The sequence below is a fragment of the Bhargavaea ullalensis genome (assembly GCF_042432615.1).
Taxonomy (GTDB): Bacteria; Bacillota; Bacilli; order Bacillales_A; family Planococcaceae; genus Bhargavaea; species Bhargavaea ullalensis.
In genome coordinates this window covers 1-12,602 of sequence record NZ_JBHLWY010000047.1, presented here as the reverse complement: position 1 = coordinate 12,602, position 12,602 = coordinate 1, and the positions used below count along the sequence as shown (strand labels likewise).

The 12,602-nt window shown below is 57.0% G+C and carries 12 protein-coding genes and 1 tRNA gene; 6 read left to right on the top strand and 7 right to left on the bottom strand.

Annotation, left to right across the window (positions count from 1 at the left end; all coding sequences use genetic code 11):
* Positions 1–94: 94 nt before the first annotated feature.
* From ACFFIY_RS14235 to ACFFIY_RS14220, 4 genes are read right to left on the bottom strand one after another with little or no spacing between them, the layout of a single operon-like run.
* Complete coding sequence (locus tag ACFFIY_RS14235; protein WP_354199479.1) at positions 95–781, bottom strand: hypothetical protein; 687 nt, start codon at positions 779–781, stop codon at positions 95–97.
* Positions 778–1,536 carry a hypothetical protein gene (locus tag ACFFIY_RS14230; protein ID WP_354199477.1) on the bottom strand — a complete coding sequence of 253 codons (759 nt, stop codon included), beginning with the start codon at positions 1,534–1,536 and terminating at the stop codon, positions 778–780. Before ACFFIY_RS14230 ends, ACFFIY_RS14235 begins: the two co-directional genes overlap by 4 nt.
* Positions 1,469–2,416 (bottom strand): ATP-binding cassette domain-containing protein, encoded by a 948-nt coding sequence (locus ACFFIY_RS14225; RefSeq protein WP_354199475.1) that lies wholly within the window; start codon positions 2,414–2,416, stop codon positions 1,469–1,471. The genes ACFFIY_RS14230 and ACFFIY_RS14225 overlap by 68 nt, the downstream gene beginning before the upstream one ends.
* Entirely contained in the window at positions 2,413–2,787 is a 375-nt protein-coding gene (locus ACFFIY_RS14220; protein ID WP_354199473.1) for a GntR family transcriptional regulator, read from the bottom strand. The genes ACFFIY_RS14225 and ACFFIY_RS14220 overlap by 4 nt, the downstream gene beginning before the upstream one ends.
* A gap of 184 nt (positions 2,788–2,971) precedes the next feature.
* Here ACFFIY_RS14220 and ACFFIY_RS14215 point away from each other — a divergent pair, with 184 nt between their 5' ends.
* The 3 genes from ACFFIY_RS14215 (at position 2,972) to ACFFIY_RS14205 (ending at position 7,735) form a co-directional block, all read left to right on the top strand.
* Positions 2,972–4,702 carry an ABC transporter ATP-binding protein gene (locus tag ACFFIY_RS14215; RefSeq protein WP_354199471.1) on the top strand — a complete coding sequence of 577 codons (1,731 nt, stop codon included), beginning with the start codon at positions 2,972–2,974 and terminating at the stop codon, positions 4,700–4,702.
* Complete coding sequence (locus ACFFIY_RS14210) at positions 4,695–6,542, top strand: ABC transporter ATP-binding protein (RefSeq protein WP_354199469.1); 1,848 nt, start codon at positions 4,695–4,697, stop codon at positions 6,540–6,542. The genes ACFFIY_RS14215 and ACFFIY_RS14210 overlap by 8 nt, the downstream gene beginning before the upstream one ends.
* A 293-nt stretch (positions 6,543–6,835) precedes the next feature.
* Positions 6,836–7,735 (top strand): cation diffusion facilitator family transporter, encoded by a 900-nt coding sequence (locus tag ACFFIY_RS14205; protein ID WP_354199467.1) that lies wholly within the window; start codon positions 6,836–6,838, stop codon positions 7,733–7,735.
* A 78-nt stretch (positions 7,736–7,813) separates the two neighbouring features.
* Here the strand turns inward: ACFFIY_RS14205 and ACFFIY_RS14200 are convergent, their stop codons facing one another.
* Together ACFFIY_RS14200 and ACFFIY_RS14195 are read right to left on the bottom strand one after the other, a co-directional pair.
* Positions 7,814–8,875 carry an acyltransferase family protein gene (locus tag ACFFIY_RS14200; protein WP_354199465.1) on the bottom strand — a complete coding sequence of 354 codons (1,062 nt, stop codon included), beginning with the start codon at positions 8,873–8,875 and terminating at the stop codon, positions 7,814–7,816.
* Between the two features lie 180 nt (positions 8,876–9,055).
* On the bottom strand, positions 9,056–9,589 hold the full coding sequence (locus ACFFIY_RS14195; protein WP_354199463.1) for a YusW family protein: 534 nt from the start codon (positions 9,587–9,589) through the stop codon (positions 9,056–9,058).
* 145 nt (positions 9,590–9,734) lie between these two features.
* On the opposite strand from ACFFIY_RS14195, the gene ACFFIY_RS14190 reads away from it, so the two are divergent.
* Positions 9,735–10,454, top strand: a complete 720-nt coding sequence (locus ACFFIY_RS14190) for a glycerophosphodiester phosphodiesterase (protein ID WP_354199461.1) — start codon at positions 9,735–9,737, stop codon at positions 10,452–10,454.
* Positions 10,455–10,539: 85 nt separating this feature from the next.
* Here the strand turns inward: ACFFIY_RS14190 and ACFFIY_RS14185 are convergent, their stop codons facing one another.
* Positions 10,540–11,562: a DUF2804 domain-containing protein gene (locus ACFFIY_RS14185; RefSeq protein ID WP_354199459.1), complete on the bottom strand. Its 1,023-nt coding sequence runs from the start codon at positions 11,560–11,562 to the stop codon at positions 10,540–10,542.
* Positions 11,563–11,633: 71 nt separating this feature from the next.
* On the opposite strand from ACFFIY_RS14185, the gene ACFFIY_RS14180 reads away from it, so the two are divergent.
* A tRNA-Ala gene (locus ACFFIY_RS14180) sits at positions 11,634–11,706 on the top strand.
* 283 nt (positions 11,707–11,989) lie between these two features.
* On the top strand, positions 11,990–12,481 hold the full coding sequence (locus tag ACFFIY_RS14175; RefSeq protein ID WP_354199481.1) for an amidase domain-containing protein: 492 nt from the start codon (positions 11,990–11,992) through the stop codon (positions 12,479–12,481).
* Positions 12,482–12,602 lie beyond the last annotated feature (121 nt).

Below are 12,602 nucleotides of genomic sequence, written 5' to 3'. Positions count from 1 at the left end.
CCGGAATCATCTCATCGCTTCATAAGCAGGTTTTTTATTAAATTGTCCGTTTTATAGGGTTCGGTTCACAAGTCCCAAGCCGGCTTTTATAGTTCTATTCACCGATCTCGGTTAATTCCACCGGGCCCTCTGTCGTCACGTTGACGCCTTCCGGCACGGTGAGCAGGTAAACCGGTGATTCCTGGATGCTCCAGCTTCCGGAGGATCCGCCTTTGAACAGGGGAACCGTCAAGAACGACTTGTCGATGCTCGCAATGTTGACCGGCCGGTAGTCACCGATCAGCAGGGTTCCTCTTGTCCGGTCGAGTACCGGCGGCTCCGGACCGGTTTCGGCCGATAAGTCATAGCCGTCGACGAGCAGTTCGGTCCGGTAGGCGGTGACGGTCAGTTCGCCGGGAATGCCTCTTCGGATGACGACCGTGGCCATTGTGTCGTTCCCTCGGCCGTTCGGATTTTCCAGGACAAGTTCTCCCCCTTCAAACGGAAACGTCTCTTCAAAGGCGATTTTCTCTTCCGGAACCGACTCCGGATCCCCTTCGTCCACCACCGTCTCATAAATATAGGGAGGCTGGTCGGTGCCTTCCCCCTCGCCGACATACGGCAGGCCTGTCTTGGCTCCGGCCGCGACCAACGCGACAGCCGCGCCGACCATGAGTAACGCCAGATAAGCGACGAACAGCAGATTGATGAGACGGCCGTTCGGTGCCGGGATCCTTTTCCTGAGCGGCGCTGCCAGCAGGATCAGAATGACGATGAAGGCGAACAGTGAAAAGTTGATCATGAGCCCGCCTCCTGTCTGTTTGAAGCGAGGACGGCGGCCAGAAAGAGAACGGCCGAAGAGGAGGCCGACTTGATCAGCAGAATAACAGGTTGTTCATTGCCGAACAGGAAGCGGCTGAAGCGGCCGAGCCATCGCAGTCCGGCATCATCAAGCACGCCAAGCAAGACCAGCCCGATCAGGAAGAGGCCGATGACGAGCAGCCGGGACAGCCCGATCAGCGTGCCGATCAGGTAACCGGCACCCATGAGCAGCAGGGAATACGACAGCAGGACCGTGAACATGGCGAGGGCGTAGCCTGCAAGCCCCCATTGTCCGAATTCGGGAAAAAGCACAGGCCGGCTTCCAAGCAGCGGGAGCAGAAGAACGGTCAGGCAGGCCATCACCGCCGTCAGGGAACCGGCAAACGTGAGCAGAGCCAGGTAGCCGATGTTCCCAAAGTGACGGGTGATCCGGTCGTTGGTGAAAACCATGTCGGCTTCAAACGAATCGCGGCCGGTTAAGTAAAGCGGGGCGAGAAATGCCCAGACGAGCGTCAAGACGACAATCACGTCAGTGTTGAAGGTCTGGATGTTGAGGGTCAAGTTGCCGAATGAGCCGTTGCTGCCGTTCTGTGCAGAAATGGCAATCAGCGTACCCGCGAGCTGCAAGGAGAGCAGGGAACCCATGATTCCCGGCCTTGAAGCCAGGTTACGGGCGATTTGCCGGGTGACGGCGGTTTTGCGGCTTATTCTCGCCGGATGGATCAGCGTAGACACGGTCGATTCCTCCTTCCGTTCCGCCTGTGGCGGCGATATAGGCGTCATTGAGCGACAGGGCAGAAACGGCAAGGTCTGTCCCGGCCGGTGCAAATAAAGTCATGCCCGGTCCGAGTTCGACGATGGCTTCTTCCATGCCGGGAAGTGACGGCCTTCTTAAGATGACGGTATGCCTTTCCGTCGCGGCGCTGACGGCAGAAGCGGGTCCGGATACTTTCTTGAACTGCCCTTTAAAGGAATCGGCTTCTTCATGACGGAGGAGCCGGCCCTTATGGAGGATGGCGATTTCCTCGAACAGCTCCTCAAGGCCCTGCAGCTGGTGCCCGGACACGATGATCATCCTCGGGGCTTCGATGAATTCCTTCAACAGCACGCTCGTCAGGTCTTTGCGGACGGCGGCGTCCATGCCGTTGAGCGGTTCATCAAGCAACGTGAGCGGACACCGGGCGGCCAGTCCGGCGATAAGGTTGAACGTGTTCTGCATCCCTTTGGAAAGGGCGGCATGCTTGGAATCGGAGGGCAGTGAAAAGTAATCGGCCAGTCTGCCCGCAAGCGCCCGGTCGAAATTCGGGTAGGCCCGGGCCAGTTCATCCAGGATCCCGCCGAGCGATAGCGTGTAGGGAAACCGGACGTCCTCCGACATGTAGATCGTATTGGCGGAGGCAAACAGGGAATTGAAAGCCGGTTCGCCGAATGCCCGGACGGATCCCGCGGTCGGCCGCAGGAATCCCGCCGCCAGCTTCATGGCTGTCGTCTTGCCGGCGCCGTTGCGTCCGAGAAGACCAATGATCTTGTCTCCTTCAAGCGTTAGTGTCAGTTCGCGCAATGCGGATGTGCCCAGGAATCGCTTTTCGGTTCCGTCAAATTCCAGCCGCTTCATTTCAGACCCTCCATTTCTTCTTTGATCATGGTGATCAGTTCTTCATCGCCAATGCCGAGAATCCGGGCTTCATGGACCGTTTCCCGGATCATCTCGAGCATGGTGCCACTCCGTCTTTTCTTCATGATGAGTTCTTTGGCCCCTTCCGCGACAAACATGCCCAGCCCGCGCTTTTTGTAGAGGATGTCCTCGTCCGCGAGAAGGTTCAGGCCCTTTGCGGCGGTTGCGGGGTTGATGGCATACAGTTCGGCGAGCTGATACTGGGAATACACTTTTCCGTGTTCGGGGAAAGAGCCGGCGATGATGCCTTCCTCGATCCAGTCCGCCAGCTGTCGGTAAATCGGGGCGTTGCTGTCCGGATTGATTTTCACCGGGTCACCTCCGACTGATTTGGTGCATTACTGTTGTAATGTACTATATGCCATACCACCAGCCATTGTCAATGATTCAAATGCAGAAAAGTTAAAACACGGCGCTATGCCGAAAGTTCGGAATATGGCATAATGAAAGTCGGTAAATGATTCGAAGAACGAAAGAATTTGAGGTGATGACTGCTTGAAAACAGTGTTTTCTTTTGCGTTGAAATATAAATGGCCAATCGCCATTGCGCTCGTCCTCATGCTGGTGGAGCTCGGCGTCGAGCTCGTACAGCCGCTTGTCATCCAAAGAATCATCGACGACGGGATTTTGCAGGGGGACTCCGGCACGGTCTGGCTGTGGGGCGGTGTCATGGCCGGTCTGGCGTTCGCCGCTTTTTTCTCCGGCGTGACGAACTCGTATTTCGCGGCACATGCCGCTCACAGCTTCGGATTTGATCTCCGGGTGGCACTGTTCAAGAAGATCCAGTCGTTCACGATGTCGACGTTCCTCCGTTTCCCGCAGTCGGGGCTCCTGACGAGGATGACGAGCGACATTACGATGGTGATGAACGTGCTGTACATGAGCCTCCGGATCATGCTCCGGGCTCCGCTCGCCGCGGCCGGTGCGCTCATCATGTCGTTCATCGTGAATCCGAAGCTCGCGCTTTTTCTCATGATCGGCGTGCCGTTCCTCGTCGTGTTCCTCGTGTTCATGGTAAGGAAAGGCGTCGCGTTGTTCGGAAAGGTGCAGCGCCGGCTTGACCGGGTGAACCGGGTCGTCCAGGAAAACCTGCAGGCGGTCCGTCTTGTGAAGGCGTACCTCCGGGGCGCCTATGAATCTTCCCGGTTTTCAAAGGTGGCGGATGCGCTCCGGTCGGATACGGTGTCCGCGGTCCGGCTCATGGAGCTTGTTCTGCCGGTGTTGTTGTTCGTCATGAACGCGAGTCTGCTGGCTGTGCTCTGGTTCGGCGCCTCTCAGGTGCGTGCGGGAGATGCACAGGTCGGGGAAGTGGTGGCGATCGTCAACTACGCCCTCCGGATGACCGGGTCGTTCTCGATGTTCTCGTTCATCATCGTGGCTTATTCCCGGGCGAAGGCATCCGCGGACCGGATGGAAGAGATTCTGCTTGCGGACGGCGGTTCGGAAGAGGCAGAGCGGGGAAGCGGCGAAATGCCGGCAGGGGATCTCCGGTTTGACCATGTTTCATTTAAATACGAAGGATCGGACAAAGGGGTGCTGCACGGCGTCAGCTTCCATGTCCGCCCTGGCGAGAAGCTCGCCATCATGGGGGCGACGGGCGCGGGCAAATCCACGCTGCTCAATCTGATTCCGCGGTTCTTTGATCCGACGGAAGGCAGGATTCTGATCGACGGCCGTGACATTGCCGGCTGGCCGCTGAAGGACCTGCGCGACGCCATCGGCTACGTGCCGCAGCAATCGATGCTGTTCACCGGCTCGATCCATGAAAACCTTGGCTGGGGGGATCCGGAAGCGGGGCTGGACGAGTTGGAGGAGGCGGCAAGAAAAGCGCAGATCCACGACTCGGTCGAGCGGTTCCCGGATCAGTACGGGACGCGGGTCGGCCAGAAGGGCGTGAACTTGTCCGGCGGCCAGAAGCAGCGGCTGTCGATCGCCCGCGCGCTCGTCCGTCGTCCCTCGATCCTGATCCTCGACGACAGCACGTCCGCGCTTGACGTGAAGACGGAAGCCGCACTGTGGGAGGCGCTCGAGAAGGAGCGGGCGACGATGCTCGTCGTCACGCAGAAAGTCGCCACGGCTGCCGGTGCGGACCGCGTGCTTCTCATGGACGAGGGCCGCGTGGCGGGCTACGGCACGCATGAAGAGCTGCTTGGACAGTCGGAACTGTACCGGAATATCGTTGAATCACAGGCGCAGCATGAAGGGGAGGTGGACGGCGATGCCTGAATTCCTGAAGCGGCCGTTCGGCTATGAACCGATCCTGACGAAAGGAGACCTGAAAAAACCGGCGCATAAAAAAGGCGAACGGCCGGACAACTGGAAAGGCGTGCTCCTGCGCATCTGGAAACTCGTCGATGAACAGCGGGCGCTCCTCGTGACCGTGCTTGCACTTGTCGTCGTGTCTTCCGGGCTGTCGATCCTCGGTCCTTATCTGGTCGGCCATATCGTCGACAACTATATCGTCGCCGGCCGGTTCGGCGGATTCGGCAAAATGGTCGCAGCCCTGCTTGCCGTTTACTTCGGCCTGTCGGTCTCCATGTATCTGCAGAGTTTCTGGATGATCGGCATTTCGCAACAGGCGGTCTACAAGATGAGGGCGGGGCTGTTCAGCCATTTCCAGCGGCTGCCGGTGAAGTTTTTCGACCGGCGGCAGCACGGCGAACTCATGAGCCGCATGACGAACGACATCGAAAACGTGAGCCAGACACTGAACAACTCGTTCATCCAAGTGTTCTCGAGTGTGCTGACGCTCGTCGGGACAGTCGTCGTCATGCTCAGCCTGAGCCCGCTGCTCACACTGCTGACGATGACGATCATCCCGGTCATGTTCATCGCCGTCCGGTGGGTCACCCGCCGGACCGGCCGTTTGTACAAAGCCCAGCAGAAAGCGGTCGGCGAACTGAACGGAATGATCGAGGAATCGGTTTCCGGCCAGCGCATCGTCAAGGCGTTCTCACAGGAAGACCGGGTCATGGAAGAGTTCATCGAGAAAGGCGAAAACCTCCGCCGCACCGGCTTCTGGGCGCTGACTTACGCGGGGTTCATCCCAAAAGTGATGAACCTGCTGAACAACGGGGCGTTTGCGATTGTTGCGGGTGTCGGAGGAATCCTGGCACTCCGCGGCGACGGAATCGTCACGATCGGGACCATCGTGATCTTCACCGAATATGCGCGCCAGTTCACCCGTCCGCTCAACGACCTGGCCAACCAGTTCAACACCGTCCTGTCGGCAATCGCCGGCGCAGAGCGGGTGTTTGCAATCATGGACGAGCCGGAAGAGCGCGATGACGCGGTGGAATACGGCGACCTGGCGCTCAGGGGGGAGGTCGAATTCCATGATGTCTCATTCGGCTACGACCCGGAAAAAAGCGGTTATCAGGCGAAGAACATCAGCTTCCGTGTCCGTCCGGGCGAAGCGGCCGCTTTTGTCGGGGCGACCGGCGCCGGTAAAACGACCGTCATGCAGCTGCTTGCGAGGTTTTACGACGCAAATGAAGGACAGATCCTGATCGACGGCATCCCGATCACAGACCTGCCGAGGAAGACCCTTCGGAGCCAGATGGCATTCGTCCTGCAGGATCCGTTCCTGTTTGAGGCGAGCGTCATGGAAAACATCCGCTACGGCCGGCTGGACGCGACCGATGAGGAAGTGATCCGGGCGGCGAAAGAAGCAAACGCCCATGACTTCATCATGAAGCTTGACGACGGCTATGAAGAGGTGCTGTCCGCGGATGGCGGCGAGATCAGCCAGGGGCAGAAGCAGCTCTTGTCGATCGCCCGGGCACTTGTCGCAGATCCGGTGCTGCTGCTGCTCGACGAAGCGACTTCATCGATTGACACCGTCACGGAAATGAAGATCCAGGAAGCACTCGAGCGCCTGATGGAAGGCCGCACGAGCTTCATCATCGCCCACCGGCTCAACACGGTGCGCCAGGCGGATCTCATCTTCGTCATGCAGGACGGCCGCCTCGTCGAATCCGGACCACAGCAGGAACTGATCGAAAGCCGAGGTTTGTACTACCAGATGCTCAAAGGCGACGAAATCGGCGGCGATGAGGAAGAGTGAAAAAGCCCGGAGCGGGGGGAGCTCCGGGCTTTTTGATATGCAACAAGGGCATGGGCGGGGGACCGGCCAGAAACATGAAAAGAACGCGGAAAAGCCCGGGAGTCCGGCATTCTTGCCCGTGCCGCCTGCCGAGTGATACAATGAGGGAACGCCACAAAAGCAAAGAGTGATCAATGATGATTCGTGTTAATCTCACCGGCAAATCAAATCCTTTTGAAATTCCAACCCCTTGACTGGACACCAGTCAAGGGGTTTTGTTGCCCATGAGAAAGAATCAGACGGGAGGGCAATTCATGAGCCAAGTCACGGCACCGAATACATTTATTACGGGCTGGATCAGCCTGATCAGCAACATCATCCTGACGATCCTCAAGATTGTCGTCGGCACCCTCTTTCATAGCCCGGTTCTTCTGGCAGACGGCTACCACAATGCCGGTGATGTGGTGGCGAGTGCCGCGGCGCTGACATCGATGCGCATTTCCCAGCGGCCGGCCGATGAAGATCATCCGTACGGACACGGCAAAGCCGAGGTCATCAGTTCGGCCATCGTGGCCATCATTCTGGGACTGGCAGCCCTTTACATTGCTTACGAATCGGTGTCCGCTTTTTTTGCGGAACCCGAAAAAGCGAGCATCATTGCATTTTCCGCAGCGGTGATTTCACTTGTGTGGAAACAAATTTTATATGTATACACGCTTAAGGTCGGCAAACAGACAAGCAGCAAAGCGCTCATCGCCACTGCCTATGACCATCTTGCGGATGTCTACGCATCATTGGCGGCAGTGCTGGGGATCGGACTGGCGCTCACCGGAGAATTGCTTCAGGTGAAAATTCTTGGATACGGCGATCCCGTTGCGGGACTGATCGTGACTGCGCTCGTGTTCAGACTGGCATTCGGCATGGGGAAGGAAGCGCTGGACATACTCATGGAAAAAAGCGTCAGCCAGGAACGGCTGGACAGTTTTGCTTCTCTGATCTTGACGATTCCAGAAGTGAAAAGAATCGACCGCCTGCGTGCCAGAGACCATGGCCACTATGTGCTGGTGGATCTCCGGATCAGCATTCCCGGCGAGAAAACGATTCAGGAAGGCCACGATATGATCCGGGAGATAAAGAAAACGGTCATTGAGCATCATCCGGATGTGGATGAAGTTCTGATTCATTTGAACCCCTGGTATGAATCCGAAGAATGACAGGGATGATTGAACCAAAATGGAGACTGCCACAGGCAGTCTCCATTGGTCTTTAGATTGAAGTTTGCAACTGCCGTCCTAGTCTCCGGCGACGGACGGCTTCGGCTTTTTCTTCGGGCGAAAGCCGCCGAGAAGCAGTTTGCCGTACGGAATGAACTTCTGCAGGGCGATCGAGACGAGAATCGGCAGCACAAGGCCGATTGCCGTGAATCCGATGAGCCCGTAGGTGAAGAAATCATTGAGCACGATGTCCGCGAAAATGTGCAGATACATGACGGAGATCGAGTGCTTCTCGATTTTCTGCAGCCAGGTGAGCGGCATTTTCGCAGTGAGCCGCTGGAACAGCCCGATGATGACGACCGTGCAGGAAATCGGAATGATTAAGTCCAGGAAGAAATGGTCATAACGAAGGAATTTCATGCTGAGCCGGTAGTCGAACACGCCGGCCGCATCCATGATCAGGCAGGCGGCCGCCGTCACAACGCCTGCGGTGAACCACTTCCGGGAAATATCCATCCAGAACGTCTTCAAATAATAGCCGAGCGCGAAATAGACGGCTGCCATAAGGGCGACGTCAATGTTCCAAGGAAGCGGAATCTGTTGCGCGGCCTCCACCGTCCCGCCGCTCAGCGCATACTTGGCGAAGAAGCTCTCGGCATGCGCCGCCACATAAAAGCCGGCGATGACGGCAAGCTGGGCTTTGCGGCCGAGGTGGCGGGTGAGCGCCGTGAAGATGATGAATACGGCGAACAGGGTTGTGACGAACCAGAATACGCCGTAAGCGCCGCGGACGAACCGGCCGCCGACAACGAGCGTCCACAGGTCGTTCAAGTACCAGTGGAGATCGGTGTTGCCGTATCCGAGTTCCATGCCGTAACGCATGAGCGTGATCAGGAGAAGGAAGAATAAATACGGAACGATCAGCTGCATGAACCGCTTGCGGATCGATGCACCCGCTTCTGCACGGGTTTTTGCCTCTTTGAAGAACAAGCCGCTCATCAGGAAAAAGGCAGGCATGTGGAACCAGTAAATATATTTGGAGAGCGGGAAGTCAAGTTCTCCGGGATAGTGTCCGATCACGACGAGAATCATGAGGAATCCCTTCGTGACATCTACCCATGTCAGTCGTTTTTTCGCCATGATGCAAGACCTCCGGATGTCAGACTGTGTAAATGGTTCTCATAATAGATTACCGAAAAATGAGTGTTATAAACCGGCAAGTCAGCGGAAATTGAGGGACGGAATATCGTTTAATCCTTTATTTTACATGAAAAAACCCGCACAGCCGCGATTTGCGGGCATGTGCGGGTGATTCGGGGATTATTTATTTTCTTCGATTTTCATTGTCTTGCCGTCGTCAAATTCAATTTCCAGATCGAATTTCGAGTAATCCTTGACATCGAGTGCCTGAAGGATGTTCTGCTTTACTTCATCCTCGCTCATCTGCTGATCAAGGATGATGTCCTTGAACAGCTTGTCGAGTTCATCGATCGCTTCTTTCTGATTTTCATCGTTGTCGTAGTCGACGCCCTGCAGTGTGTTTTTATAATCCGCTTCGAATGTCCCGTCTTCGTCCGTCTTGTAATCCGCATCGACCGCATCCTCGCCGTCTACCTCGATTTCAAGATCAAAGACTTTGAAGCCGTAGCCCTGCTGCGTCTCCTGCATGCCTTCATCACCCTTGCCGCCAGCCGGGTTCTCGCCCGCCGCGTTATTGTCAGGCGCTTCTTCCGTCGTATTGCCGGTGTCTTCTGTTGTGGCCGAGTTGTCGTTTTTGTCGTTGTTGCCGTTGCCGCATGCGCCGAGGACGAGTGTCCCGGAAAGCAAAGTCAGGCCGAGCAGTCTCAGTTTCATGGTTGCACACCCTTTCGTTATCCCTTTGTCTTTATCTTGCCTAAAATGACCGTTTCTAAACCGTGGCGGATGGCGGAGAAGTTCCCGATGTGGGATAATCAACGCAAACTCCGGGCGCTCGGCCCGGCAGGAAGGATGAGGGGAAATGGAGATCTTTGCACACCGCGGGGCTTCCGGAAGCTGTCCGGAAAACACAATGGCGGCTTTCAGGAAGACGGCAGGACTGGCGATCACCGGAGTGGAATTTGATGTCCATCTGACGGCGGACGGCGAACCGGTCGTCATCCATGATGAAACGGTCGACCGCACGACGGACGGCAACGGAATGGTGAAGGATCTGACGCTATCGGAAATTAAAAAACTGGATGCGGGCTCCTGGTTTTCGCGGGAATTTGAAGGAGAGAGGATTCCGACGCTCATGGAAGTGCTTGCATTGTTTGAGCATACGCCTCACCGTTTGAACATTGAGCTCAAGTCGGACGTTTTCCCGTATCCCGGCATGCGGGAAAAAGTCATCGCAGCCGTGCGGGAATTCGGCCTGGAGCAGCGGGTCATCCTGTCTTCGTTCGATCATGAAACGATCCGCGAGGCGAAGCGGGAAGCACCGGAGATCGAAACCGGCGTCCTGTTCATGGAAATCTTGGCGGACGGTCCGGGCTACGCCGCTTCAATCGGAGGGGATGCCCTGCACTCGGCCATTCCCTATGCCGTCCGGGAATCCGGACAGCGCGCAGCCGCCGAAGGGGCGGTCATCCGCGTGTTCACCGTCAACAGCCGGGAACATGCGGAAATGGTCCGCCGCTCGGGCGCACGCGCCATATTCACGGATCATCCGGAAGAAATGGCCGGGCTGTTCGGAGGCTGAGCGAATGAAAAAAAGCAGCGCGGCCCGGAGATGGGCGGCACTGCTTGATTGGTTGGAATGAAAAGATGAAGGCATTCGGTGAAATTCACCAGACCGCCCGGTGCTCTTCAGAAGAGCCGAGCAGTTTGACGATGTGAAGGTCCATATGAGGATCCTGGAGCCGGAGCCATCCACTGAAGTAGCCGATCAGCTGATGGACTTCCGAGCGGACGAGCCGGACGTCGGTGCCGGCGGTCCGCTCGAAAAACGGGGTGAACGTGAGGTCAACCGTGCGCGAGAATTTCGTCCGGATGCGCCATGGCTTCATGAAATCTTCCGGGTCGTATTCGAACAGCACATCCTCGCTGATTTTGAACATCTTGCCGTCAAGGAAAACCGCGTTTTCCGTCATCCCGGTTCCATCTGTCCATTGTCCTCCGAAGTTGAGGCCGATCCGGCGCCGGCCGTATCGTTGTGAAGCCATCGCCCAGTTCGAGACGGCCTTGCGCGGCCAGATGCCCCGGCCGAAATCAAGGACGGCGAAACTTTCGTCGCGCGTCAGCTCGTACCGCCGGTCGCCGAGGGACACGAATCCTTCGGTCGGGAGCAGATGATGCTTGGCGGTGAACTGGAACTGCCTGCGGTTCCACGGCACGACGACATTCAGGGACTCGTCGCCGGGCAGGTGGGTGATGAGCAGATCGGCATGCAGCAGTTCGCCGTCAAAGTCGGGCACCGTTACAAGCAGCCGGGTGCTGTTTTGGGCGTAAAGCATCTGGATGTTCATATCCGGATGGGTGAACGACACATTCCCGTGGACGTCGTCGGGCATGAACACATTGCGGCCGATCGGGATGGTGACGGTCTTTTCGAAGAAGCGCTGGGTTTCGTAGTGCAGGAGGTAGACGAAACAGACCGCCGCATAGTCCAGATGCACAACGGTTGCCGAAAACAGCACTTCGTCGCCGAACACACACCAGTAGTTCCAGCGCTTTTTCTTCAGATAGTTTTTCGCAAGGTTGCCGGTGATGATCGGGCTCCGGGCGAAGCCGATCGCATCGGGGTTGACGGTGCCGTCCGGGTTCGAAAGCCGGACAGGCTCCGTGATTTCACGCTCAGCGTGCTGCATGGCGACCACCTCAATTTCTATGTTGTCAACGAATCGATTGTCTGGTATACTCTTCATTGTACCAAACAAACGGGGCATTAGCTCAATTGGGAGAGCGTTGCGCTGGCAGCGCAGAGGTCAGGGGTTCGAGCCCCCTATGCTCCATCAGAATGAACCGCCGGATTCTCTTTTTAGAGAGCCCGGCGGTTTTTGTCGTGGTCTGGGTAAGGCGGATCCGCCAGTCACAGGAATTCGCCCGCTTCCTGCAAGGTCTCCTGTGATGAGTCGTACGGGTCGGGCCGTGAACCGTACGGATGCAGCGTTGAGCCGTACGGTTCGGCCCCTGAGCCGGACAGGTTTAATTTCCCACCGGCCGAACCAGCCGGATTTGACTGAGGAATCATAGCCTTTTCCCCGGCAACATAGGTTAAGGGGAGGAGGTGCGGGGCTGGCTGTCTATGACCGGGAAGCGGCCGTCGCGTATGCGAACCGGTGGTGGGATGACTACAATCCGGCGTATCCGAAGTTTGCGGTCGACTGTACGAATTATATTTCACAATGCCTCCGGGCGGGCGGGGCGCCGATGCGGGGAGCGCCGAACCGGGAGAAGGGTTGGTGGATCGGGGGAGGAAGCTGGAGTTTCAGCTGGAGCGTTTCGCATTCGCTCCGCTGGTATTTGGCGGGGTCGGACCGGGGACTCACCGCGAAACAGGTCGGATCCGCGTCGGAGCTTGAGCCGGGGGATGTCATTTCCTATGACTTCGAAGGGGACGGGGTGTTCAACCACACCACGATCGTCACGTCGGTCGTCGACGGCGTGCCGTATGTGAATGCCCATACGTACAACGTGAAGGGGAGGCACTGGGCCTACAAGGATTCCTACGCCTGGCGGCCGGATGCAACCTATGTGTTTTGGAAGATCAGTGACCGGTTCACTTAAATCAAAACCGCTTCCGCCGTATGTGGCGGAAGCGGTTTCAGACTGTAGACAAAACGGACCCAAAAGAAATCTTTTGGGGTCGTTTTGTCATTTTAATGGATATTTCGCATGTTCTTGCCCA

Excerpts from the sequence above, each read along its gene's own strand:
- ACFFIY_RS14200 (WP_354199465.1), bottom strand. The coding sequence starts at position 8,875 with ATGGCGAAAAAACGACTGACATGGGTAGATGTCACGAAGGGATTCCTC.
- ACFFIY_RS14185 (WP_354199459.1), bottom strand. The coding sequence starts at position 11,562 with ATGCAGCACGCTGAGCGTGAAATCACGGAGCCTGTCCGGCTTTCGAAC.
- ACFFIY_RS14225 (WP_354199475.1), bottom strand. The coding sequence starts at position 2,416 with ATGAAGCGGCTGGAATTTGACGGAACCGAAAAGCGATTCCTGGGCACA.
- ACFFIY_RS14235 (WP_354199479.1), bottom strand. The coding sequence starts at position 781 with ATGATCAACTTTTCACTGTTCGCCTTCATCGTCATTCTGATCCTGCTG.
- ACFFIY_RS14195 (WP_354199463.1), bottom strand. The coding sequence starts at position 9,589 with ATGAAACTGAGACTGCTCGGCCTGACTTTGCTTTCCGGGACACTCGTC.
- ACFFIY_RS14205 (WP_354199467.1), top strand. The coding sequence starts at position 6,836 with ATGAGCCAAGTCACGGCACCGAATACATTTATTACGGGCTGGATCAGC.
- ACFFIY_RS14210 (WP_354199469.1), top strand. The coding sequence starts at position 4,695 with ATGCCTGAATTCCTGAAGCGGCCGTTCGGCTATGAACCGATCCTGACG.
- ACFFIY_RS14190 (WP_354199461.1), top strand. The coding sequence starts at position 9,735 with ATGGAGATCTTTGCACACCGCGGGGCTTCCGGAAGCTGTCCGGAAAAC.